20 protein-coding genes and 1 pseudogene are annotated in these 22,760 nt (G+C 71.6%); 9 read left to right on the forward strand and 12 right to left on the reverse strand.

The window, feature by feature from the left end; all coding sequences use genetic code 11:
* Positions 1-261, forward strand: a pseudogene (locus tag ACWC2T_RS11870) (coagulation factor 5/8 type domain-containing protein); the annotation flags it as partial.
* Between the two features lie 380 nt (positions 262-641).
* On the opposite strand, the gene ACWC2T_RS11875 reads toward ACWC2T_RS11870, so the two are convergent.
* From ACWC2T_RS11875 to ACWC2T_RS11885, 3 genes are all read right to left on the reverse strand, one after another.
* Positions 642-1,607, reverse strand: a complete 966-nt coding sequence (locus ACWC2T_RS11875; RefSeq protein ID WP_450670216.1) for a pirin family protein — start codon at positions 1,605-1,607, stop codon at positions 642-644.
* 177 nt (positions 1,608-1,784) lie between these two features.
* Positions 1,785-2,126: a hypothetical protein gene (locus ACWC2T_RS11880; RefSeq protein WP_450670217.1), complete on the reverse strand. Its 342-nt coding sequence runs from the start codon at positions 2,124-2,126 to the stop codon at positions 1,785-1,787.
* Entirely contained in the window at positions 2,123-2,833 is a 711-nt protein-coding gene (locus tag ACWC2T_RS11885; RefSeq protein ID WP_450670218.1) for an RNA polymerase sigma factor, read from the reverse strand. The genes ACWC2T_RS11880 and ACWC2T_RS11885 overlap by 4 nt, the downstream gene beginning before the upstream one ends.
* Before the next feature lie 789 nt (positions 2,834-3,622).
* Here ACWC2T_RS11885 and ACWC2T_RS11890 point away from each other — a divergent pair.
* Positions 3,623-3,817 carry a hypothetical protein gene (locus tag ACWC2T_RS11890; RefSeq protein WP_450670219.1) on the forward strand — a complete coding sequence of 65 codons (195 nt, stop codon included), beginning with the start codon at positions 3,623-3,625 and terminating at the stop codon, positions 3,815-3,817.
* Between the two features lie 118 nt (positions 3,818-3,935).
* Here the strand turns inward: ACWC2T_RS11890 and ACWC2T_RS11895 are convergent, their stop codons facing one another.
* On the reverse strand, positions 3,936-5,291 hold the full coding sequence (locus ACWC2T_RS11895; protein ID WP_450670220.1) for a vWA domain-containing protein: 1,356 nt from the start codon (positions 5,289-5,291) through the stop codon (positions 3,936-3,938).
* Entirely contained in the window at positions 5,288-6,145 is an 858-nt protein-coding gene (locus ACWC2T_RS11900; RefSeq protein ID WP_450670221.1) for an AAA family ATPase, read from the reverse strand. The genes ACWC2T_RS11895 and ACWC2T_RS11900 overlap by 4 nt, the downstream gene beginning before the upstream one ends.
* Positions 6,146-6,416: 271 nt before the next feature.
* Between ACWC2T_RS11900 and ACWC2T_RS11905 the strand changes: the two genes are divergently transcribed.
* From ACWC2T_RS11905 to ACWC2T_RS11915, 3 genes are read left to right on the forward strand one after another with little or no spacing between them, the layout of a single operon-like run.
* A complete protein-coding gene (locus ACWC2T_RS11905) occupies positions 6,417-7,160 on the forward strand; it encodes an ABC transporter permease (protein ID WP_450670394.1) in 744 nt (247 codons plus the stop codon).
* A complete protein-coding gene (locus ACWC2T_RS11910; RefSeq protein WP_450670222.1) occupies positions 7,157-7,828 on the forward strand; it encodes an ABC transporter permease in 672 nt (223 codons plus the stop codon). Before ACWC2T_RS11905 ends, ACWC2T_RS11910 begins: the two co-directional genes overlap by 4 nt.
* Positions 7,825-8,781, forward strand: coding sequence for an ABC transporter substrate-binding protein (locus ACWC2T_RS11915; RefSeq protein ID WP_450670223.1), 957 nt, complete (start codon positions 7,825-7,827; stop codon positions 8,779-8,781). Before ACWC2T_RS11910 ends, ACWC2T_RS11915 begins: the two co-directional genes overlap by 4 nt.
* 36 nt (positions 8,782-8,817) lie before the next feature.
* Here ACWC2T_RS11915 and ACWC2T_RS11920 read toward each other — a convergent pair whose 3' ends face one another.
* Positions 8,818-9,972, reverse strand: coding sequence for a betaine/proline/choline family ABC transporter ATP-binding protein (locus ACWC2T_RS11920; RefSeq protein WP_450670224.1), 1,155 nt, complete (start codon positions 9,970-9,972; stop codon positions 8,818-8,820).
* Positions 9,973-10,131: 159 nt separating this feature from the next.
* Here ACWC2T_RS11920 and ACWC2T_RS11925 point away from each other — a divergent pair, with 159 nt between their 5' ends.
* Positions 10,132-11,181 carry an alpha/beta hydrolase gene (locus ACWC2T_RS11925; RefSeq protein ID WP_450670225.1) on the forward strand — a complete coding sequence of 350 codons (1,050 nt, stop codon included), beginning with the start codon at positions 10,132-10,134 and terminating at the stop codon, positions 11,179-11,181.
* A 21-nt stretch (positions 11,182-11,202) separates the two neighbouring features.
* Here the strand turns inward: ACWC2T_RS11925 and ACWC2T_RS11930 are convergent, their stop codons facing one another.
* The 6 genes from ACWC2T_RS11930 to rhaI form a co-directional block, all read right to left on the reverse strand.
* Positions 11,203-11,844, reverse strand: coding sequence for a LutC/YkgG family protein (locus tag ACWC2T_RS11930; RefSeq protein ID WP_450670226.1), 642 nt, complete (start codon positions 11,842-11,844; stop codon positions 11,203-11,205).
* Positions 11,841-13,319: a lactate utilization protein B gene (locus ACWC2T_RS11935; RefSeq protein WP_450670227.1), complete on the reverse strand. Its 1,479-nt coding sequence runs from the start codon at positions 13,317-13,319 to the stop codon at positions 11,841-11,843. The genes ACWC2T_RS11930 and ACWC2T_RS11935 overlap by 4 nt, the downstream gene beginning before the upstream one ends.
* Positions 13,316-14,071, reverse strand: a complete 756-nt coding sequence (locus ACWC2T_RS11940; RefSeq protein ID WP_450670228.1) for a (Fe-S)-binding protein — start codon at positions 14,069-14,071, stop codon at positions 13,316-13,318. The genes ACWC2T_RS11935 and ACWC2T_RS11940 overlap by 4 nt, the downstream gene beginning before the upstream one ends.
* Positions 14,072-14,143: 72 nt before the next feature.
* Complete coding sequence (locus ACWC2T_RS11945; RefSeq protein ID WP_450670395.1) at positions 14,144-15,580, reverse strand: rhamnulokinase; 1,437 nt, start codon at positions 15,578-15,580, stop codon at positions 14,144-14,146.
* Between the two features lie 8 nt (positions 15,581-15,588).
* Positions 15,589-17,628: a bifunctional aldolase/short-chain dehydrogenase gene (locus tag ACWC2T_RS11950; protein WP_450670229.1), complete on the reverse strand. Its 2,040-nt coding sequence runs from the start codon at positions 17,626-17,628 to the stop codon at positions 15,589-15,591.
* A gap of 107 nt (positions 17,629-17,735) precedes the next feature.
* The gene (gene rhaI / locus ACWC2T_RS11955; RefSeq protein ID WP_450670230.1) at positions 17,736-18,896 is read right to left on the reverse strand and encodes an L-rhamnose isomerase; all 1,161 of its coding nucleotides are present in this window, start codon (positions 18,894-18,896) and stop codon (positions 17,736-17,738) included.
* Between the two features lie 280 nt (positions 18,897-19,176).
* Between rhaI and ACWC2T_RS11960 the strand changes: the two genes are divergently transcribed.
* Genes ACWC2T_RS11960 through ACWC2T_RS11970 form a run of 3 tightly spaced genes read left to right on the forward strand, consistent with a single transcriptional unit; the run spans position 19,177 to position 22,725 of the window.
* On the forward strand, positions 19,177-20,691 hold the full coding sequence (locus ACWC2T_RS11960; protein WP_450670231.1) for a sugar ABC transporter ATP-binding protein: 1,515 nt from the start codon (positions 19,177-19,179) through the stop codon (positions 20,689-20,691).
* Positions 20,688-21,758 carry an ABC transporter permease gene (locus ACWC2T_RS11965; protein WP_450670232.1) on the forward strand — a complete coding sequence of 357 codons (1,071 nt, stop codon included), beginning with the start codon at positions 20,688-20,690 and terminating at the stop codon, positions 21,756-21,758. The genes ACWC2T_RS11960 and ACWC2T_RS11965 overlap by 4 nt, the downstream gene beginning before the upstream one ends.
* Positions 21,751-22,725, forward strand: coding sequence for an ABC transporter permease (locus ACWC2T_RS11970; protein WP_450670233.1), 975 nt, complete (start codon positions 21,751-21,753; stop codon positions 22,723-22,725). The genes ACWC2T_RS11965 and ACWC2T_RS11970 overlap by 8 nt, the downstream gene beginning before the upstream one ends.
* Positions 22,726-22,760 lie beyond the last annotated feature (35 nt).

The following is a 22,760-nucleotide window of genomic DNA, read 5'->3' on the forward strand; positions in this document are numbered from 1 at the left end:
CTCGGCTACGCCTCCTACAAGGTCGCCAACTCGGTCACCTCACACGAGGCATGGGGTGTGGGTGTCTACGCCTACCTCCGCGACAACCCCTCCGTGGTGCTCGGCCACGCCATCGAGGTGCCCACCACGTCGGCGGTGAAGTTCCACAGCATGGTCACCACGGTCCTGGGCGGCGACGGCACCATCAACCACATCATCGACGACACCGGCAACCAGGTAACCCCCAGCAGCAACGTGGCGTACCTGGTGAGCTATCCGTAAGTCCGGCAACGGACCCGACGGTACACAGGGTGCAACTTGTCCGTGCCCTCTGCGGGTGACGTGGGCCGGGCAGACCGGCCGGACAAGGAGACCGGTCCGGCGCCCGTGTCGAGGTGGCACGGGCGCCGGACACGCAGGGCGGCCACAGGCTCATTTGTTCCCCTGGGCCGGTTCACAGGCGGTCGCCCAAGAAGCGCGTCAGCACCTCGGGGCAAGTCAGCATCAGTCCGACCAAAGTAGGCTACGGCTGGCGGAACTTGCACTTGAAGGGGCAGCGGAACGGGTGGTGCGAAGGGGATTTGCTCACGCGGTCTGAGCGAACCGGGCAGGGGTGCTTCTTCTCGCCCGCCAATGTGCGCGCCGGGCTGGAAAGTCCCAGCTCAGCGCACCCGACCCCGCGCCTTCAGCGGCACCGGCGGCAGCTCCGGCGCAGGCAGCGGATCCCCTTCGTACCCCTTCACTTCCCCAAATCTCGACCCGCTCATCCAGTCCTCCCGGGCCTGATTGATATCGTCCTGGGTGCGTCCGACGAAGTTCCACCACATGAGCAGCTCCTCCGCGAACGGCTCGCCGCCCAGCAGCATGACTCCGGCGTCGGACTCGGCGCGCAGCGGGAGTTCGGGGCGTCCGCAGCCGAGGTAGAGGAGGGAACCGGGGAGCACCGGGACGCCGTCCACGTGGACCTCGCCGGACATGGCCAGGACGCCGTACTCGAAGTCGGGCTCCAGGGGCAGCCGGACCTCGGCGCCCCGGGTGAGGGCGAGGTCGGCGCCGACGATCGGGGTGTACGTCGTACCGGGCGAGGCGGAGCCGTCGAGGTCGCCGAGGAGCACCGTGGCGGTCAGGCCCGGCGCGGTGACCGTGGGCAGCTCGGGGTGGTATTCGAACTTGGGCTCGGTGTGGCGGTGTTGGTCGGGCAGCGCCACCCACAGCTGGGCGCCGTGCAGGAAACGGGCGTGCGGGCGGGGGCTCTCCTCGGAGTGGCTGATCCCGCGGCCCGAGGTCATCAGGCCCAGCTCTCCGGGCCGGATCGTCTGCTGGGTGCCCGTCGAGTCGCGGTGCAGCACCTCGCCCTCGTGCAGCCAGCTGACCGTCTGCAGCCCGATATGCGGGTGCGGCGGCACCTGCATGCCGGGTTCGTCGGCGATGTCGTCGGGTCCGTAGTGGTCGACGAAGGCCCACGCGCCGATCATGCGGCGGCCGAGGTTCGGCAGCAGCCGGCGTACCTCGGTCGACTCGCCGAGCCCGACCTGACGGGGACTCAGCAGTTCGCGGACGGGCTCGGCCACGACGAATCCACGGCCGCCGCAGACGCTGGGCACGGGCGCGCGGTCAAGATTGCTCATGGCGCCCAACTTAGCGGGGCGGGCGTCGTACCGGTGAGTGTGGAAACCCGCATTTCCCTTGGTCAAGTCAATCAAGTGACTTATCGGGGGAGGTCGGCGGCCCAGGGTCAGGGCTGGGTCCTGGAGCGGGGACGGGTTGCGGTGGCGGGACGGGGCGGGGCGGGAGGTGTGTCGGAGTCACGGTTGGGGCGCGCTCGGTGACGGCTCGACCGCGGTGGGGGTGACCGGGCTCGGCACCGGGGTCGGCGAGTCGCTGGTCGGGTGCGGGGGGCGGGCCGGCTCGGTCGGGTGGGACCGGCCGCCGCGGACCGTGAAGAACACCAGCGCGGCCACGGCGGCCAGCGCCAGCGCGCCCACCACGACACGGCGCAGCAGCAACCGGCGGGGGAGCATCCCCGCCGTCGGCGGGCGCAGCGGCCGCAGGTCGGCGGGCCCGACGGAGTGCGCCCGCGCGGCCAGCGCGGCCCGCAGCCGTTCCTCGACGGACGTCTGCGCGGTTCCGGTACCGGACTCGTTCATCGCAGCCCCTCCAGACGTCGACCGAGGGCGTCCAGGGCCCGGCTGGCCGTGGACTTGACGGCACCCCGTGACAGGCCGAGCGTCGCCGCGATCTCGGCCTCGCTGAGATGCGACCAGTAGCGCAGAACCAACACCTCCCGCTGCCGCCGGGTCAGGGTGCGCAGCGCCGCCAGCACCTCGCGGTGGTCCTCGTGCAGCAGCACGTCCTCCTCCGGTGCGGGTGCGTGCTGCTCGGGAGTCGGGGTGTGCGTCCGTACGGTCCTGCGCCGGCGCAGCACCGAGCGGGCCGCGTTGACGACGCTGGTCCTCAGATACGCCTCCGGGTCGTCGAGCGAGGCGAGCCGGTGACCGTGCCGGCGGAAGAGCGCGGTGAAGGCGTCCTGCACCACGTCCTCGGCGGTGGGCAGGTCGTCCACCAGCAGCACCGCAAGCCGGACCAGGGCGAGCCGACGGTGGTGGTACAACTCCTCGATCCCGGGCGGCTGTTCGGCCTCGGTCAGGGGTACCGCTCGGACCGCGCCGGTGCCGGTGAGTCCCGTACCGGGAGCCGGCTCGGCGGGTGTGTCCGCACGGGCGCGGGCGAGGAGGGGAGCGAGGACTCGGGTGCGCACTGCCCGCGCGAATCGCCGCCACGGCGTGGGGCGTTGAGGGATGCCGGAGGCCCGGCCCCAGGGCAGGGCCGTCGGCGGTGGTGTGGCTGTCGTCATGGTTCTCCCGGAGCCGGAAGCGGGACGCCGCCGAGCGACGGCCCGCTTCCGACCCCGCCTAGGTGCTGCCGCTCAGCGCTGCGCGGCCAGGGGGCTCGGGGTGGCGCGGGTGGGTGACGGTACGGGGCTCGGGGTGGCGTGTGGGGGAGGCGACGGTACGGGGCTCGGGGTGGCGTGCGGGGGAGACGAGGGTACGGGGCTCGGGGTGGGGCGGGTCGGCGCCGGGACCGGGGAGGGGGTTGCGGTGTGGATCGGTGAGGGTACCGGGGACGGGGGCGCGGTACGGATCGGCGAGGGTACCGGGGACGGGGTTGCCGTGTGGGCCGGTGACGGCGTGGGAGAGGGGGTGGCGTGGCCGCCGTCCTGGGACGCCTGGGCGGTCATCGTGCCGGCGACGGCCAGGGCGGCGCCCACGGCGGAAACCCCCAGGGCGGCCCTCAGCCTGCGGGTACGGCTGGGCCGGAATGTTCGGTGCGCGGACATGGGTTCCTTCGGTCGTTCGGGTCGGACATCTGGTCGCAGTGGAGGCCTCCATCCCGACAGACGTCCGACCCGGGCCGAGGTTGCAGGCGACGGCCGACCAATTTTCCGTACCCGCCGTGGGTCCATGGTCACCTTCGGCTGATCGGGACCGTTGTCACCCCGGCCGGATGGCGGCGCCGAGGCGCGGGGCCGACGATTGAGCCATGGGGCAGCGGTCCCCGCCGCACCGCCGGTGGCGTCCGGGGCCACCGGGGGACGGAGGCCGGCCCCCGGCCGCGGTCAGCGGCCGGAAGGGAGGACGCCGTCATGCTGGAAGTGAAGACGGTCGAGAAGCCGGACGAACGGCGCGACTTCCCCCGCGGCCGCCTCGAAGCCCTTCACCTCGGCCCCGGCGACGTGTTCGTGTGCCCGGCAGGCCATGACGCCTGGGTGGTGGGCGACGAGCAGGTCGTGGCCTTCGGCTTCGCCGGGACCATGGCCAAGGAGTACGCGAAGGGCTGACGGGCGGGCACGGCGGTCCGCCCGCCCACAGGACCGGGTCGCACACCCGTGCGACCCTTCTCCGCTTCCGGGTGGCCGAACGGGCCGGGCAGACCTCCGGTGTGCAGGAACACCGGCGTCACACCGGCAGCAGCCGGGCGATCAGCGCGCTGAGCTGACGGGCCGTACGGCACTCGTGCATCTCGACCAGCTCGGCGTACGCGGGCGCGGCCGAGTCGCCGGTGCCCCAGCGGTCCCGTGGCTCGGGGTTCAGCCAGTACACACGGCGGGCCCGCCCGGCGACCTCGCGCACGGCGGCCAGGTTGGGGTCGCTCATGTTCGTCCGGGCGTCCCCCAGAACGAACACGGTCGTGCGCGGGCCCACCGCGTCGCCGTACCGCTCCGCGAACTCGCCCAGCGCCATGCCGTAGTCGCTGCTGCCGTGCCAGCCGGTGAGCGTGGCCTCGGCGTGGATACGGGCGCCGAGCCCGTCGGGGTCGGCGCGGCCGTGGTGGAGCAGGCCCGTCACCTCGTCGAGCCGGTTGACGAAGGCGAACACGCGGACCTTGCTGAACTGGTCGTGCAGCGCCTGCACCAGCAGCATCGTGAAGTCGGAGAAGCCCGACACCGAGCCGGACACGTCGCACAGCAGCACCAGTTCGGGGCGGACGGGGCGGCGCCGGCGCAGCACCGGCCGCATCGGCACCCCGCCCGTGGACAGCGAGGAGCGCAGGGTGCGGCGCAGGTCGACGGTGCCGCGTGCGGCCCGGCGCCGGCGCGCGGCGAGCCGGGTGGCCAGTTTGCGGGCGAGCGGCTGAACCGCCCTGCGCAGTTCGGCCAGTTGGGTGCGGTTCGCGTACAGGAAGTCCACCCGGTCCGCGGTCGGGACGACACCGCGCCGGGCGATCTGGTCCCGCCCGCGCCGCTCGGCGACCCTGCGCCGCGCCTCTCCTCCCACCATCCGCCGGAACTCCTCGATGCGGCGGCGGATCTCGTCGTCCAGCAGCCGGTCCGCGAAGCCGGCACCACTCCCGCTCCCGGCCCGGACGTCCGCCCGCACCCGGGCCAACAGGGTCTGCGGGCGCAGCCGTTCCAGCGCCTGGTACGCCGACCAGCCGTCCGAGCCGGGTGAACTGCCGTAGCCCCCCATGCCGTCGACCGCCTCCACCGCCAACCGGGCCATCAGGGCACGGTCGTCCGCCGCCAGGGCCTGTGCCAGACGGTCGCGAAGCGCCTCGCGGTCGACGGGCCCGCCGTCGTCCGGGCCGCCGACCCCGCGCGGGAAGTACAGGTCGAAGACCGGGTCGAACACCGCCCGCTGACCGGGGCCGTGCAGCAGCGTCGCGGCCAGCCCCTCGCGCAGCCGCTCCCGGTCCACGAGCCCCAGCGCCTCCACCGCGCGGGCCGCGTCCACGGTCTCGCCGGTGCCGATCCGCACCCCGTGCGCGCGCAGCGCCCCGACCAGCCCGGTGATCCGCTCGGCGACCGCGGTCACAGCGCGTCCAGGTCGAGCTTCGCCGCCGCCTTCTGGATGTCGTCCTGATGCTTGAGGATCACCCCGAGGCTTTCCCGTACGACTGTCTCGTCCAGAGTGTCGGCGCCCAGCGCCAGCAGGGTGCGCGCCCAGTCGATGGTCTCGGCGACGGACGGCACCTTGCGCAGGTCCATCGCGCGCAGCGCCCCGACCACCCGGACCACCGACTCGGCCAGCGCCGCGCCGAGGCCGGGCACCTTCAGCCGTACGATCCGCCGCTCCAGCTCCTCCTCGGGGAAGCCGATGTGCAGGAACAGACAGCGGCGGCGCAGGGCCTCGGACAGCTCCCGGCCGGCGTTGGAGGTGAGGACGACGAACGGGCGCCGGGTGGCGGTGACCGTGCCCAGCTCCGGAACCGTGATCTGGAAGTCGCTGAGCACCTCCAGCAGCAGCCCCTCCATCTCGACGTCGGCCTTGTCGGTCTCGTCGATCAGCAGCACCGTCGGCTCGTCGCCGCGGATGGCGGTCAGCAGCGGGCGGGGGAGCAGGAACTCCTCGCTGAAGATGTCGGTGCGGGTCTCGTCCCAGTTCTCGTCGCGGCCCGCGCTGATCCGCAGCAGCTGCTTGGCGTGGTTCCACTCGTACAGCGCCCGGGACTCGTCCACGCCTTCGTAGCACTGCAGCCGCACCAGCCGGGCCCCTGCCACCTGCGCGACGGCCTTGGCCAGCTCGGTCTTGCCGACCCCGGCGGGGCCCTCCACCAGCAGCGGCTTGCCCAGCCGGTCGGCGAGGAACACGGTCGTGGCGACGGCGGGCGAGGCGAGGTAGCCGGTCTCGGCGAGGCGGGCGGCGACGTCGTCGACGGACGTGAACAACGGGGCCTCCGGCGGGTCGGGAGTGGTGTCCGGACTCCTATCTAAGCGCTTGTTCAGTACCCCTGTCACCTGGATTCGAGGGAGACGGCCGGCGCTCGCGCGGGGTGGCGGCCTCCTGGACGACGGTCTCGCCACGGCGACGGTGACGGCGCTGCTGGATGCGGCGGGCATGGACCAGAGCCCAGCGGGGAGCGCCCCGAACACCTCCAGCGAAGCACCCCGTACGGACCAGCCCGGCGTGCCGCCTCCCGCGTCCGCCCGGTCCAATGAAATCGTGGCGCCCCCGGACGACTGCCTCGCGCGCAACGAATGGATCTGCGGCGCCTATCTGCGCACCCGCCGTCAGATCCTCCTCGACGCGGTCGCGCAGCACCTCCAGCTGACCGCCGTGTCGGTCCTCATCGGCCTGGCCGTCGCCCTGCCGCTCGCGGTGCTCGCCCGCCGCTGGGGCTGGACGGCCGGACCGGTGCTCGCCGTGACGACGGTCCTCTACACGATCCCGTCACTGGCCATGTTCTCCCTGCTCCTGCCCCTGTACGGCCTCTCGCCCAGCCTCGTCGTCGCCGGCCTCGTGCTGTACTCGCTGACCCTGCTCGTCCGGAACATCCTCGCGGGCCTGCGCGCCGTCCCGGAGGAGACCCGGCAGGCCGCGCGCGGCCTCGGCTACGGACCGATCCGCCTGCTGCTCACCGTGGAACTGCCCCTCGCGCTGCCCGCCGCGATGGCCGGCCTGCGCATCGCCACCGTCTCGGCGGTCTCCCTGGTGACGGTCGGCGCGATCGTCGGCTTCGGCGGGCTGGGCAACCTCATCTACGCGGGCATGAACACCTACTTCAAGGCCCAGGTGCTCACCGCGTCCGTGCTCTGTGTGCTGATCGCCGTCACCGCCGACCTCCTCCTGCTGGGCGTTCAGTGGCTGATCACGCCGTGGACCAGGGCGCCGCGCGCACGGGCGCCCGCAGGACGCGGCAGGCCGCGCACGAGGGGCCTCGGGGCGAAGGCGGGCCGGGCATGACCACGCTCACCGCGACCTGGCAGTGGCTCGCCGACCCCGCGCACTGGTCGGGTGACGACGGCGTCCGGCACCGGCTGCTGCAGCACCTGGTGCTCACCGCCGTCTGCCTGTTCCTCAGCTGTCTGATCGCGCTGCCCGTCGCCCTGGTCCTCGGTCACCTCGGCAAGGGCGGCGCGCTCGCCGTCAACATCTCCAACGTCGGCCGGGCCGTACCCACGTTCGCCGTCCTGGTCCTGCTGCTCCTCACCCCGGTCGGCCAGTGGGGCGAGGGGCCCACCGTGGTGGCCCTGGTGCTGTTCGCCGTACCGCCCCTGCTCACCAACGCCTACGTCGGCATGCGCGAGGTCGACCGCGGCGTCGTACAGGCGGCCCGGGGGATGGGAATGACCGGACGGCAGCTGCTGCTGCGGGTCGAACTGCCCCTCGCGCTGCCGATGGTGGTGAGCGGGGTGCGGATCGCCGCTGTCCAGCTGGTCGCCACCGCCACCATCGCCGCGCTCGCGGGCGGCGGCGGTCTCGGCCGGATCATCACCGCCGGCTTCAACCTGGCCAGTACACCCCAGGTGGTCGCGGGCGCCCTGCTCGTCGCCGGGTTCGCGCTCGTCGTCGAGGGCGTCTTCGAGATCGCCGAGCGACTGGCACCGGCGTGGGCGCGGGGCGGCCGATGAGAAAAGTACGCACAGCCCTGCCACCCCTTACGGCCGTCGCCCTGCTCACGGTCACCGCCTGCACCACCGGCCCTTCCCTGGAGAACCGCGCCCAGGTCACCGCACCACCCGGCGACAGCCACCACCTCACCATCGGCTCGGCCGGCTTCACCGAGAGCGATCTGCTCGCCCAGATGTACGCCCAGTTGCTGAACCAGGCCGGCTACAAGACCTCCCTGCTCACCGTCAACAACCGGGAGCTGTACGAACCGGCCCTGGAATCCGGCCAGATCGACGTCGTCCCCGAGTACGCGGCCACCTTCGCCGACTGGCTGAACGCCAAGACCCACGGCGCCGACACCGAGCCCGTCGGCTCACCCGACCTCGGCAGGACGATGACCGCGCTGCGCCGACTCGCCACGCCCCGCGGCCTCACCGTCCTCGCGCCCGGCCGCGCGGTCGACCAGAACGCCTTCGCGGTACGGGCGGACTACGCCCGCCGCCATGGCCTGAAGACCCTCAGCGACCTCGGCGCGGCGAAGCTGACGGTGCGCATCGCGGCCGGCGACGAGTGCGTGCGACGACCGTACTGCGAGCCGGGGCTGAGAAGGGTGTACGGCATCCACATCACCGGCGTCGATCCCAAGGGAGTCGGCACCACGCAGGCCAAACGGGCCGTGCAGGAGGGCCGGGACCAGATGGTGCTGACCACCACGACGGACGCCACCCTCGACGCCTTCGGCCTGGTCCTGCTGGCCGACGACAGACACCTGCAGAACGCCGACTACGTGGTCCCGGTGGTCAACCGCGCCCGGGCCGGCAGCGCGGCGGTGGCGAAGGCGCTGGGCAGGCTCAACGACGTGCTCACCACACGTGACCTGGCCGACCTGAACCAGCGGGTCGACAGCTGGCGCAGGCTGCCCGCCGACGTGGCCCGCGCCTATCTGACGGACAAGGGGCTGCTGCTGAAGTGACCCCCAGCGGCCGAGGGGGTGCCCGACCGCCCGGGGTCAGGCATCCGCCACCGACTCGAACGACACCTGCCCCCGCGGCACGCCCCGCGCATCCGCGTCCACCGAGCGGCGCAGCGCCTCGTGCAGCTTCGCCGGGGTGAGCACGCCGAGGAAGCGCGCGCCGTCCAGCACCGCGACCCACCCGGCGTCGTACTGGAGCATCATGCCGAACGCCTGCTTCAGCGGCGCGCCCACGGGCACCCACGCGGTCATCCGGTGGGTTACCTCCCCGACCGTGCCGCCCGCCGCCAGTTCCTCCAGGCCGGCCCAGCCGTGCAGGTCGCCGTGCGTGTCGAGGACGACGGCCCAGCGGGCACCCTCGGCCCGCAGTCGCTCGACGGCCCGGTCGGCGGGTTCGTCCAGGCGGGCGACGGGCGGCTGTTCCAGGTCGTCCGGCTCGATCGCGGTGACCGACAGCCGCTTCAGGCCCCGGTCGGCGCCCACGAAGGAGGCGACGTACGGGGTCGCGGGCGCGCCGAGCACCGCACCGGGCGTGTCGAACTGCTCGATGCGGCCCTGCCCGTACACGGCGATCCGGTCACCGAGCCGCACCGCCTCCTCGATGTCGTGCGTGACCAGCAGCACGGTCTTGCGCACCGCGGCCTGCATGCGCAGGAACTCGTCCTGCAACTGCTCGCGCACCACCGGGTCGACCGCGCCGAACGGCTCGTCCATCAGCAGCACCGGGGGATCCGCGGCGAGGGCCCGCGCCACCCCGACCCGCTGTCGCTGCCCGCCGGACAGCTGCTCCGGATAGCGCGGCCCGTACGTCTTCGGGTCGAGCCCCACCAGGTCCAGCAGTTCGGCGGCGCGCGCCCGCGCCCTGGCCCGCTTCCAGCCGAGCAGCGCGGGCACCGTGGCGGTGTTGTCCAGGACGGTGCGATGCGGGAAGAGGCCCACCTGCTGGATGACGTACCCGATGCGGCGGCGCAGCCGCACCGGGTCGACGCCGGCGATGTCCTCGCCGTCGACGAAGATCCGGCCGGAGGTCGGCTCGATCAGCCGGTTGACCATCATCATGGTCGTCGTCTTGCCGCAGCCGGACGGGCCGACGAGCGTGACCAGCTCACCCTCGGCCACCTCGAAGGAGAGGCCGTCCACCGCCGTCGTACCGTCCGGATACCGCTTGGTGACCTGCTCGAACCGGATCATGTCCTCACGCTAGCGGGGCCGGTCGAAGCCTGCTCGGCGACAAGGTGAGACGAAGGTCATGGTGGCCGGAACCGGCTTGGATCAAGGCGTGTGTCTGTGATTCCGTTGCAACCAGACATCGTCACTCATCATGGACGTGCCGGAGGTTGACTCTTGAGCTTGACGGGAACACCGTTCTTCGTCGTGCTGATCGCGGCCACGGCAGTCTGCGTGGTCGGGACCATGGTGCTGTGGTCGGTCGTCAGGGGGCCGCGGCCGGTGCGCTGGCTGCTGCGGTTCCTGATGATCGGCCTGTGCCAGCTCACCGCGATATCGGTGGTCGCGACCTGGATCAACAACGACTACGGTCTCTACGCCTCCTGGGACGACCTGCTGGGCCGCAACAACGGGGCCGTGGCCATGCCCGGACCCCCGGCGGACCGCGCCAAGTTCACCCACACCGAAACCGGACTGCTGGACACCTACTTCCGCGGCCGGCATTCGGCCCTGTCCGGACAGGTCATCGTCTGGACACCGCCGGAGTACAACCAGCCCCGGTACCGCCACACCCGCTTCCCGGTCGTGCTGCTCCTGCACGGCGTACCGGGCGGCCCCGCTTCCTGGCTGGAGCACGGCGGCATGCCCGGGGACTTCGAGCAGCTCATGAACGCACGCACCAGCCACCCCTTCATCCTCGCCATGCCCGTGGTCGACCCGGGCGGTATCGACACCGACTGCACTGACCAGCCCGGCCGGAAAGTGGCCACCTGGATGGCGGTCGACGTACCGGAACTGCTCAGCCACAAGTTCCGTACCCTGCCCGGAGCCAAGGGCTGGGGCGTGATGGGCTTCTCCACCGGAGGCTTCTGCGCCGCCCGGCTTCCGCTGGCCTATCCCAAGGTCTTCGCGGCGGGCGCCGCACTGGATCCCGATCCGCTCACCGGAGACAAGGGCGTGATCGGCGACCCGGAGGTGCGCAGGCGGACCAGCCCCACGTACATGGTGCGGCACACCAAGGCCTCGGTCGGTCTGTTCCTGGCCACGTCCGCCCAGGACCGCCTCAGCCCGCCGCACTACATCGAGCAGTTCACGCAGGCCGCGGCCGGCACCGCCGTCCAGACCCAGACCCTGGTGCTGCCCGAGGGCGGCCACAACTACAACACCTGGACGCGGCTGTATCCGGCCGCCTTCAGCTTCCTGAGCCGCAACACCAGCGCACCGAAGGGGTGACACAGCGGAAGCGACATCGGGTCAGCTCAGCAGGATCACTTCCAGGGTGCGCGGGCCGTGCACGCCCTCCACCCGGTCCAGCTCGATGTCGCTCGTGGCCGACGGACCGGAGATCCACGTCAACGGGCGTGTGGGATCGAGGCGTTCGAGGGCCTGCGGGACCGAGGAGACCACCTGGTCCGGGACCCGGACGACACAGATGTGATGGTCCGGGACGAGCGAGATACGGCGCCGGCCCTGGTCGGGGGAGCCGTCCAGGACGATCGTGCCGGTCTCGGCGATCGCCACGGCACAGCCCGTCACCACGCTGTCCACCTGGTCCAGCCGCTGCGGCGTGCTCACCGCCCGGTCGTGGATCCGCACCGGGTCGGCGGCGGACAGCCACTCCGGTGGCAGCCCGGGAGGCACCAGCACCTCCTGCGCGCCGCGCTCGTTCAGCAGCCGCATGACGAGATACGGCAGCTCCTCGGCGTCGCTGCGGTGCACGATCGCCCGGTAGTCCGCGAGGTTCCCGGCCAGCAGCTCCACCGTCTGCCCGGTCGTACGGGTCCCGTGCTCGCGCAGATAGTCGCGGGACACGGCCTCCTCGTACGGCCGCTCGTCCGGAGCCACATCGGCGAGCGCGCGCCGTACCCGGCCCAGGATCCGTTCCCTGCTGCTCACTTGGTGCCGTCCTTTCCACCACGGGTGCGCTGCCACCAGTCCCGGAAGGGTTCCGCCGGTACGGCGGGCAGGTCCCGGGTGCCACTCCAGGCCCTGCCCGGCCCCGGCAGGGTGCGCGGGTGCAGCCGGCGGGTGCGGGCGGCGAGCCGCTGCCCGGCGCGCAGGGCGCCGGGGTGCGTGAACGCCCAGCGCGCCGCGCGCATGGCCGCCCGCTCGGCCGCATGCCCCTTGGCCGGCTTCAGTACGACCTTGTTGCCCTGCCGGACCGCCGGGCCGCCTTCCACGACCCGCTCCCGCAGATGCACCAGCACCTCGGGGATGTCGATGGCGACCGGGCAGACCTCGTAGCAGGCGCCGCACAGACTCGACGCGTACGGCAGTGACGCGTCGATCTCGCTCGCCGTCCCACGGAGTTGGGGGCTGAGGATCGCACCGATCGGGCCCGGATAGACCGAGCCGTAGGCGTGGCCGCCCGCCCGCTCGTACACCGGGCACACGTTCAGACAGGCCGAGCAGCGGATACAGCGCAGGGCCTGACGGCCGACCCGGTCGGCGAGGGTGTCGGTGCGGCCGTTGTCGAGCAGGACGAGGTGGAAGGCCCGGGGTCCGTCGTCGTCCGATGTGCCGGTCCACATCGACGTGTAGGGGTTCATGCGCTCGGCGGTGGAGGAGCGCGGGAGGGTCTGCAGGAAGACCTCCAGGTCCCGCCAGGTGGGGACGACCTTCTCGATGCCGACGACCGAGATCAGCGTCTCCGGCAGGGTCAGGCACATCCGGCCGTTGCCCTCGGACTCCACGACGACCAGTGTGCCGGTCTCGGCGACCATGAAGTTCGCGCCGGAGATGCCGACCTTGGCGCGCAGGAACTTCTCCCGCAGGTGCAGCCTGGCGGCCTCGGCGAGTTCGGCGGGGGTGTCGGTCAGGTCCTCGGGGGCCGGGCGGCCCCACGCGGCCATCTCGGAGCGGAAGATGTCCCGGATCTCGCCCCGGTTGCGGTGGATGGCCGGCACCAGGATGTGCGAGGGCCGGTCCCTGCCCAACTGCACGATCAGCTCGGCGAGATCGGTCTCGTAGGCGCGGATGCCCTCCTTCTCGAGGGCTTCGTTGAGCCCGATCTCCTGTGTGGCCATCGACTTGACCTTGACGACCTCCGACTCGCCGGTCGCCTTCACCAGGCCGGCGACGATCCGGTTGGCCTCCTCGGCGTCCGCGGCCCAGTGGACCGTACCGCCCGCCGCGCCGACCGCCTCCTCCAACTGCACCAGATAGCGGTCGAGATGACGCAGCGTGTGGTCCTTGATGCGGCGACCGGCCTCGCGCAGTGCCGCCCAGTCGTCCAGCTCGGCCACCGCGCGGGCCCGTTTGGCGCGGATCGTGTGCGTGGCGTGCCGCAGGTTGCCGCGCAGGGTCGGGTCGCGCAGGGCGTCGTGCGCCGCCTTCGGGAAGGCCGGCATGCCGACGAACGTTCCGCTCATGCCGCCGGTTCCTCCTCCGTGCTCGCCAGGATCTCCGCGATGTGCACCGGCCGCATGTCCACGTCCAGGCGGCTCATGGTGCCGCCGATGTGCATGAGACACGAGTTGTCCGCCGCGCACAGCACCTCCGCGCCGGTCGACTCGGCGCTGCGCACCTTGTCCGCGCCCATCGCCGCCGAGACGCCGGCGTTCTTCAGCGCGAACGTGCCACCGAAACCGCAGCATTCCTCCGCGCCCGGCAGCTCCGCCAACTCCAGCCCCTTGACCGCCTGGAGCAGCCGGCGCGGCCGGTCGCCGAGTCCGAGGCCGCGCAGCCCGTGACAGGTCGGGTGATAGGTGACCTTGTGGGGGTAGTAGGCGCCGACGTCCGTCACCCCGAGCACGTCCACCAGGAACTCGGTCAGCTCGTACGTCTTCGGCACCACCGGCGCCAGCGCCCGCGCCAGGGAGTCCCCCCGCCCCTCGGCGCGCGCCCGCTCGCCCATCCGCGGATACAGCTCCCGCACCATCGCCCCGCAGGAGCCGGAGGGAGTGACGATCGCGTCGTACTCGCGGAAGACATCGGAGAAGTGCCGGGCGAGCGGCTCGGCCTCGTGACGGTAACCGGTGTTGTAGTGCGCCTGCCCGCAGCAGCTCTGGCCCATCGGGAAGTCGACGGCGACACCCAGCCTGGTCAGCAGCTTCACCACGGCGCGGCCGGTGTCCGGATAGAGCGTGTCGTTGACACAGGTCAGGAACAGGGCGACACGCATCGCGGCTCCTCGGGGTCGGTCATCGGACGAGTGCAGGGTAGTAGGCGAATACCGCCGAAGGGAGACCGCCGCTCACGGTGTGGCGAGCCGCGCCTCGGCCTCCCGCCAGCGCGCGCCGTCACCACGGGGCGCGTACCGGGTCAGCGGCTGGGTCCGGGTGAGCAGTCGGCGCATGGCGGCCAGGTCGCCGACGAGGCCGTGGGCGCGGGCCTGGACCAGGACGTTGCCGAGCGCCGCCGCCTCCGTCGCACCGGCGACCACGGGCAGCCCGCAGGCGTCGGCGGTCAGCTGGCACAGCAGCGCGTTGCGGGTGCCGCCGCCGACGAGGTGGACCACGTCCACCGGGTGGTCGGCCAGCCGCTGCGCGTCCTCGACGGCCCGCCGGTGGGCGAGCGCCAGCGAGTCCAGGATGCACCGGGTGACTTCGGCCCGCGTCGCCGGGACCGGCTGCCCGGACGCCCGGCACGCCTCGGCGATCCGCTCCGGCATCCGCCCCGGCGCGAGGAACGTCTCGTCCCCGGCGTCGACCACCGAGCGCAGCGCGGGCACGGCGCCGGCCCCGCGCAGCAGACCACCCAAGTCCGGCTCGCCCCAGGCGCGTTGGCACTCCTGGAGCAGCCACAGCCCCATGATGTTGCGCAGATACCGGACCGTGCCGTCGAGCCCCAGCTCGTTGGTGAAGTTCGCGGTCCGGCTCTCCTCGGTGAGCACCGGAGCGGTCAGCTCCAGTCCCGCCAGGGACCAGGTGCCGGTGCAGATGTAGGCGAAGGACTCGCCGGTGGCCGGGACGGCGGCCACCGCGGAGGCGGTGTCGTGCGAGCCGACGGCCGTCACCGGCACCGGACCGGTCAGCCCGGTCTCCTTCAGCACCTGGGGCTGCAGCACCCCGGCCGGGTCGCCGGGCTGCCGCAGCGGCGCGAACAGGCCGAGGTCGACACCGAGCCGCTGGGCGAGGTCGTACGACCAGGTCCGCGTCCGGGGATCGATCAGCTGGGTCGTCGAGGCGTTGGTCAGCTCGGTGCCTTCTTCCCCGGTCAGCCAGTACGACATCAGATCCGGGATGAGCAACAGCCGCTCGGCACAGGCCAGTTGTCGCTTCTCGCGGGCCGCCGTCAGCTGGTACAGGGTGTTGAAGGGCGCGTACTGGATGCCTGTCGCCGCGTACAGCTCGGCGGCCGGCACGGTCGCCCACACCTTCTCCGCGACGCCCTCGGTGCGGGCGTCGCGATAGTGCACCGGGTTGCCCAGCAGGGCGCCGTCCGCGTCCAGCAGGCCGTAGTCGACGGCCCAGCTGTCGATGCCGACGGAATCCACCTGGCCCGCAGCCCGCAGCCCCTGAAGGATCCCGCCGTACAGCGCGAGGACGTCCCAGCGCAGCCCCTCCGCGAGGTGTACCGGACGGTTGGGGAACCGGTGCGCCTCGCTCAGCTCCAGCGAGTCCGGGCTCACCCGGCCGACCATCACGCGCCCGCTGGAGGCGCCGAGATCGACCGCGGCGTACGACTTCACGAGCCCGCTCACCGCAGGAACGCGGCCGCCACACCCGCGTCGACCGGGACGTGCAGCCCCGTGGTGTGGGTCAGCTCGCCGCCGGTCAGCGCGAAGACGGCGTTCGCGACATGCTCCGGCAGCACCTCCCGCTTGAGGATGGTCCGCTGGGCGTAGAACTCGCCCAGCTTCTCCTCCGGCACCCCGTACACCGCGGCCCGCTGCGCCCCCCAGCCGCCCGCGAAGATCCCGGAACCGCGCACCACTCCGTCCGGGTTGACGCCGTTGACCCGGATGCCGTGCTCGCCCAACTCGGCGGCCAGCAGCCTTACTTGATGGGCCTGATCGGCCTTGGTGGCGGAGTAGGCGATGTTGTTCGGCCCGGCGAAGACCGCGTTCTTGGAGGCGATGTACACGATGTCACCGCCCAGCCCCTGCGCGATCATCACCCGCGCCGCCTCCCGCGAGACCAGGAAGGAACCGCGGGCCATGATGTCGTGCTGCAGGTCCCAGTCGCGTGCCGACGTCTCCAGCAGCGGCTTGGAGATGGAGATCCCGGCGTTGTTGACGACCAGGTCGACCCCGCCGAAGGCCAGCGCCGCCGCCTTGAAGGCCTCCGCGATCTGCTCCTCGGAGGTGACGTCGACGGTCACGGCGACCGCCCGGTCCGGCCCGCCCAGCTCCTCGGCCACGGCCTGGGCGTTGTCGGTGTTGAGATCGGCGACGACGACACACGCTCCCTCGGCCACCAGCCGGTGCGCGACGGCCCTGCCGATCCCGCTGCCCGCACCGGTCACCAACGCCACCCGGGTCGCCAGCGGCTTCGGCCTCGGCATCCGCTGGAGCTTGGCCTCCTCCAGCGCCCAGTACTCGATGCGGAACTTCTCCGACTCCTCGATCGGCGCGTACGTCGAGACCGCCTCCGCGCCGCGCATCACGTTGATGGCGTTGACGTAGAACTCGCCGGCCACGCGCGCGGTCTGCTTGTCCTTGCCGAAGCTGAACATGCCCACACCGGGGACGAGCACGATGGCCGGGTCGGCGCCGCGCATGGCGGGGGAGTCTGCGGCCGCGTGGCGCTCGTAGTAGGCGGCGTACTCCTGCCGGTACTCGGCGTGCAGCTCCTGCAGCCGGGCCACGGCCTCCGCCAGCGGCGCGGCCGGCGGCAGGTCCAGCACCAGCGGCCGTACCTTGGTCCGCAGGAAGTGGTCGGGGCACGACGTGCCCAGTGCCGCGAGCCGGGGGTGCTCGGCGCGGGCGAGGAAGTCCAGCACGGTGTCGGAGTCGTCGAAGTGCCCGACCTGCGCCCTGTCCCGCGAGGCGACGGCACGCACGTACGGCGCCAGCGCCGCCGCCCGCTCCCGGCGCTCGGTCTCGGGGAGGGCCTCGTAGCCCTCGGTCACCGACCCGAAGGGCTCCGGCCTCCCGCGCTCGGCGAGAAACGCCTCCGCGGTACGGATGATGTGCAGCGAGTTGCGCTCGCACTCCTCGGAGCTGTCGCCCCAGGCGGTGATGCCGTGCCCGCCGAGGATGCAGCCGATCGCCTGCGGGTTGGCCTCCTTGACCGCCGCGATGTCCAGCCCGAGCTGGAACCCGGGCCGGCGCCACGGCACCCACACCACGGTGTCCCCGAAACACTCGGTGGTCAGCTTCTCCCCGTCGGCCGCGCAGGCGAGCGCGATCCCGGAGTCCGGGTGCAGATGATCGACGTGTGCGGCCTCGACGAGCCCGTGCATTGCGGTGTCGATGGACGGCGCGGCCCCGCCCTTGCCGTGCAGGCAGTAGTCGAAGGCGGCGACCATCTCGTCCTCGCGCTCGACCCCGGGACAGACGTCCCGCAGAGCCCGCAACCGGTCCAGCCGCAGTACGGCGAGCCCGGATTCGGTGAGCGTTCCGAGATCCCCGCCCGATCCCTTGACCCACAGCAACTCGACATCCCCGCCGGTGACGGGATCGGCGCCGGTGCCTTTGGCGGAGGCGTTGCCGCCGGCGTAGTTGGTGTTGCGCGGATCGGCGCCGAGCCGATGGGAGCGGGCGAGGAGAGCGGCGGCCTGGGGATGGGTTGCCATGACTTACGGATCCTTTTCAGAAGAGGGGGACAACCAGGGGCGAGGGGAACTGTGCGACAAGCCACGACGGCCCCGCAGCCCGCGACGAAACGGAAAGGGGTAGACGCTCACGCCCCCCAACCGGCCTGCTGCCCTCCCACCCGCTCAGCAACGATCTTCTCGGCCCACCCGGACCGGGCGTACGCGGCAATCGGGTCCGGATCCAACCCCATCTCCTCCCGCATCTCGCCGAGCAACGGCCGTACATCCGTGTTGTACGCGTCCATCAGCACGGCGTTCGCCCCGAGTACATCCCCCGAAACCTGAGCCTCGGCCAACGCTTCCCGGTCAACCAGCAGAGCCTTGGCCGTCGCCTCCTGAACATTCATCACGGACCGGATGATCGCCGGAATCTTCGCCTCGATGTTGTGGCACTGATCGAGCATGAACGCGATGCCCGGCCCGAACCCGCTCCCACGCACGACCTCGTACATGATCCGGAACAGCTGGAACGGATCGGCCGCCCCGACCATCAGGTCGTCGTCGGCGTAGAACCGGGAGTTGAAGTCGAAACCCCCCAGCTTTCCCTCCCGCAGCAGTGTGGCCACGATGAACTCGATGTTGGTCCCCGGGGCGTGATGCCCGGTGTCGACCACGACCTGCGCCTTCGGACCCAGCTTCAGGCAGTGCGCGTACGCCGTCCCCCAGTCCGGAACATCGGTCGTGTAAAAGGCCGGCTCGAAGAGCTTGTACTCCAGCAGCATCCGCTGCCCGTCGCCGAGCCGCTCGTAGACCTCGGCCAGTCCCTCCGCGAGCCGGTCCTGCCGCCCCCGCACATCGTCCTGGCCGGGATAGTTCGTGCCGTCGGCGAACCACAGCTTCAGATCGGCGGAGCCCGTCGCGTCCATGATGTCGACGCACTCCAGCAGATGGCCGACGGCCTTGCGCCGCACCGCCGCGTCCGGATGACAGATGCTGCCCAGCTTGTAGTCGTCGTCCTGGAAGGTGTTGGAGTTGATCGCCCCGAGCCGCACCCCCAGGTCCTCGGCGAACTTCGCCAGGGCGCCGTAGTCCTCGACCTTGTCCCACGGAATGTGGAGGGCGACGGTCGGCGCGACGCCGGTGAACTCGTGCACCTTGGCCGCGTCCTGAAGCTTCTCCTGCGGCGTCCGGGGCACACCGGCCTGCGCGAACACCTTGAAGCGCGTCCCCGAGTTCCCGTACGCCCACGACGGCGTCTCGACGGCCTGGGTCCTGAGCGCGGCCTTCACCGCGGCGAGGTCGGTCACTTCGGGCTCCTGTGGCATCGGGCCTGAAAGGCCTTCGTATGAAACGATTCAGGAGGGGAAGCTATGAGCCCTCCGGAGGCGTGTCAACCCCTGCGGCCAGGCCCGTTTTCTGTGACCTGTCAGTGACCTTCGACTATCGAAATTTTTTCGAGCGAGAGCCATTGACGTGACATGTCTGCCATGCCTAACGTCCCGGCCATCCAGTTGAAACCTTTCACGACGCTGCAAGGGCCTCTTCGCTGCGAAGGCCTCTTCCGTCGGCGTTGTCGAGGAGCCACCCATGACCCACCCGTCCGACACGGGACCGGCCCCGGTGCTGGCGCTGAGGGACGTCGCCAAGTCCTTCGGTGCCGTACGCGCGCTGCGGGGCGTCTCCCTCGAGCTGTTCGCCGGAGAGGTCCACGCCCTCGCCGGTGAGAACGGCGCGGGCAAGTCAACCCTGATCAAGACGCTTGCCGGGGTGCACCGTCCGGATGCCGGCCAGGTGCTGCTCGACGGTGAGCCCGTCCAGTTCCACGGGCCCGGTGACGCCCGCGACGCCGGGATTGCCGTGATCTACCAGGAGCCCACGCTCTTTCCCGACCTGTCGATCGCCGAGAACATCTTCATGGGCCGCCAGCCCCGGCGCGCGCTCGGCCGTATCGACCACAAGGCCACCCGCGAGGCCACCGCGGCCCTGATGAAGCGGCTCGGCGTGGACCTCGACCCCGACCGCCCGGCACGCGGTCTGTCCATCGCCGACCAGCAGATCGTCGAGATCGCCAAGGCGCTCTCCTTCGACGCCCGGGTCCTGATCATGGACGAGCCGACGGCGGCGCTCACCGGCAGCGAGGTCGCCCGGCTCTTCGGTGTCGTGCGCACCCTGCGCGAACAGGGTGCGGCGGTGCTGTTCATCTCCCACCGGCTGGAGGAGATCTTCGAGATCTGCCAGAAGGTGACCACCCTGCGCGACGGCGCGTGGATCGCGAGCGAGCCGCTGGCCGGCATGACCGAGGACGACCTGGTCCGCCGGATGGTCGGCCGCGAGCTCGACGAGCTGTACCCCAAGCAGGGGGTGGAGCCCGGAGCGGTGGCGTTGAGCGTCCGCCGGCTGACCCGCGAGGGCGTGTTCACGGACGTGTCCTTCCAGGTGCGGCGCGGTGAGATCGTCGGTCTCGCGGGGTTGGTGGGCGCAGGCCGTACCGAGGTCGCCCGCGCGGTGTTCGGCGTCGACCGCTGGGACGCCGGGGAGGTCGAGGTCGACGGCCGGAAGCTCACCAACGGCGCGCCGTCCACCGCGATGGCCGCCGGGCTCGCCCTCGTCCCCGAGGACCGGCGCGCCCAGGGCCTGGTGATGGACATGTCCATCGAGCGGAACATCGGCCTGACCGGGCTGCGCACCACCGTGAGGGCCGGACTGGTGGACCGGGGTGCCGAGCGCAGCCGGTCGCTGGACTGGGCGGTGAAGCTCCAGGTGAAGTACGCCCGGATCGCCGACGCCGTCTCCACGCTCTCCGGCGGCAACCAGCAGAAGGTCGTCCTCGCCAAGTGGCTGGCCACCGACCCCAAGGTGCTGATCGTCGACGAGCCCACCCGGGGCATCGACGTCGGCACCAAGGCCGAGGTGCACCGGCTGCTGTCCCAGCTCGCCGCCGACGGGGTGGCGGTGCTGATGATCTCCTCCGACCTGCCGGAGATCCTCGGCATGGCCGACCGGGTGCTGGTGATGCACGAGGGCCGGCTCACCGCCGAGATCCCCCGTTCCGAGGCCACCGAGGAAACCGTGATGGCCGCAGCCACCGGGAGGGCCGCATGACGGTCACCACCCCTCATGAGACCCCCGTCGCCGAGACCCCTCCCTCCAGCGGCACCCGGCTGGTCGACCGCGTCTTCAGGATGCGCGAACTCGCCATCCTGGTCGTCTTCCTGGTGATGATCGCGGTCACGCAGGCGGGCAACAGCGAGTTCCTGTCCGAGCAGGGCATCAAGGACCTGCTGCTGAACGCGACCATCCTGGTCCTGGTCGCCACCGGCCAGTCGCTGGTGGTCATCACCCGCAACGTCGACCTGTCCGTCGGCTCCACCCTCGGCATCACTGCCTTCGCGGCCGGCACCTACCTGCACGGCGGCGGCGACCCGGCCGTCGCGATCGTCCTCGCGGTGCTGCTCGGCATCGGCTTCGGCCTGGTGAACGGCCTGCTGGTCAGCCTCGGTCAGGTGCCCGCGCTGGTGGTCACCCTGGGCACGCTGTACATCATCCGCGGCATCGACTCCATCTGGGTCGGCTCCCGCCAGATCACCGCGGCCGACCTGCCCGGAGGCTTCGTCGACTTCGGCTCCGGCGGCATCTCCGCCGTGCCCTACCTGGCGCTCATCGCCCTCGCCGTGCTGGTGGCCACCGCCTACTACCTCAAGCACTTCGGCAGCGGCCGCGAGTTGTACGCGCTCGGCTCCAACCCGGAGGCCGCCCGGCTCGCCGGCATCCCCGTCCGGGCCCGCATCCTGCTCGCCTACACCTTCTGCGGCGCCCTCGCCGGCCTCGCCGGGGCCATGTACCTGGCCCGGTTCGGCAACGTCGACTCCGGCACCGGGAACGGCTACGAACTCACCGTCGTCAGCGCGGTCGTCGTCGGCGGTGTCGTCTTCACCGGCGGCTCGGGCAGCGTGTACGGCGCCGCGCTCGGCGCCCTGCTGCTGACCTCCATCAACAGCGTGCTGCCCGCGCTGGGCGTCAGCTCGGTCTGGGTGCTCGCCATCAACGGCGTACTGCTGCTCCTCGCCATCGCCGTCGACCGGATCGTGGCCCTGCGGGTGGCGGCCGCCCTGAAGAAGAAGTCGGCCATCGCGAAGTCCGCCGTACAGAAGGGGGAGGCTCGTGCCTGAGTCCCTGACCCGTGCCGTCCGCTGGGACACGGTCGTCGGCGCCCTGCTGATCGTCCTGCTCCTGCTGTCCTTCTCCTTCGTCGACGGCTTCGGCAACGCCCTCAACCTGTCGTTCCTGATCGGCAACACCCTGCCCATCGCGCTGATCGCGCTGCCGATGACCCTGCTGGTCGTCTCCGGCGAGATCGACCTGTCGGTGGCCTCCACGGCCGGACTGTCCGGCGCGGTGATGGGCAAGCTGTGGAACGACGGCATGGCCATCGAGACGATCATCCCGCTGTGCCTGCTGCTCGGTGTGGTGTGCGGGCTGGTCAACGGCCTGCTGGTGACCCGGCTCGGACTGCCGTCCCTCGCCGTCACCATCGGCACCCTCGCCGCCTACCGGGGCATCGCCCAGATCGTCCTCGGCTCCGACGCGGTCACCGACTTCCCCACCCAGTACCTCGACTTCGCCGCCGGACGAATCGGGAACTCCTTCCTCCCGCAGGCCTTCCTGCCCTTCCTGGTGCTGCTCGCCATCGCCGTCGTCGTGCTGCACGCCACCCCGTTCGGGCGGTCGCTGTTCGCGATCGGCGCCAGCCAGGAGGCGGCCCGGTTCGCCGGCATCCGGGTCAAGCGGGCCAAACTCCTGCTGTTCGTCGCCACCGGCTTCATGGCCTCCCTCACCGGCGTCTTCTGGGCCCTGCACTACGCCAGCGCCCGCTACGGCAACGCGACCGGGCTCGAACTCTCGGTGGTGGCCGCGGTGTTGCTCGGCGGCATCGACTTCGACGGGGGCAAGGGCACGCTCGGCGGCGCGATCGCCGGTGTGTTCCTGCTCGGCGCGCTGCAGAACGTGATGAGCCTCCTCAATGTCTCCGCCCAGTCGCAGATCGTCGTCACCGGCGTGCTGCTCGTCATCTCGGTGCTCGGCCCCCGGGTCGCCCGGCAAGTCTCCGTCGCGAGGGCGGCACGCTCCGCTGGATAGGCCGTTCGAAAGCTGCGGACCCGTCGTGGCTGGTC

The sequence above is a fragment of the Streptomyces sp. NPDC001393 genome (assembly GCF_053597455.1).

Bases quoted from the DNA above. Each gene is read 5' to 3' on its own strand.
- ACWC2T_RS11880 (WP_450670217.1), bottom strand. From the start codon at position 2,126: ATGAACGAGTCCGGTACCGGAACCGCGCAGACGTCCGTCGAGGAACGG.
- ACWC2T_RS11875 (WP_450670216.1), bottom strand. From the start codon at position 1,607: ATGAGCAATCTTGACCGCGCGCCCGTGCCCAGCGTCTGCGGCGGCCGT.
- ACWC2T_RS11935 (WP_450670227.1), bottom strand. From the start codon at position 13,319: ATGAGCGGAACGTTCGTCGGCATGCCGGCCTTCCCGAAGGCGGCGCAC.
- ACWC2T_RS11950 (WP_450670229.1), bottom strand. From the start codon at position 17,628: ATGGCAACCCATCCCCAGGCCGCCGCTCTCCTCGCCCGCTCCCATCGG.
- ACWC2T_RS11885 (WP_450670218.1), bottom strand. From the start codon at position 2,833: ATGACGACAGCCACACCACCGCCGACGGCCCTGCCCTGGGGCCGGGCC.
- ACWC2T_RS11940 (WP_450670228.1), bottom strand. From the start codon at position 14,071: ATGCGTGTCGCCCTGTTCCTGACCTGTGTCAACGACACGCTCTATCCG.
- ACWC2T_RS11920 (WP_450670224.1), bottom strand. From the start codon at position 9,972: ATGATCCGGTTCGAGCAGGTCACCAAGCGGTATCCGGACGGTACGACG.
- ACWC2T_RS11960 (WP_450670231.1), top strand. From the start codon at position 19,177: ATGACCCACCCGTCCGACACGGGACCGGCCCCGGTGCTGGCGCTGAGG.
- ACWC2T_RS11915 (WP_450670223.1), top strand. From the start codon at position 7,825: ATGAGAAAAGTACGCACAGCCCTGCCACCCCTTACGGCCGTCGCCCTG.
- ACWC2T_RS11890 (WP_450670219.1), top strand. From the start codon at position 3,623: ATGCTGGAAGTGAAGACGGTCGAGAAGCCGGACGAACGGCGCGACTTC.
- ACWC2T_RS11965 (WP_450670232.1), top strand. From the start codon at position 20,688: ATGACGGTCACCACCCCTCATGAGACCCCCGTCGCCGAGACCCCTCCC.
- ACWC2T_RS11910 (WP_450670222.1), top strand. From the start codon at position 7,157: ATGACCACGCTCACCGCGACCTGGCAGTGGCTCGCCGACCCCGCGCAC.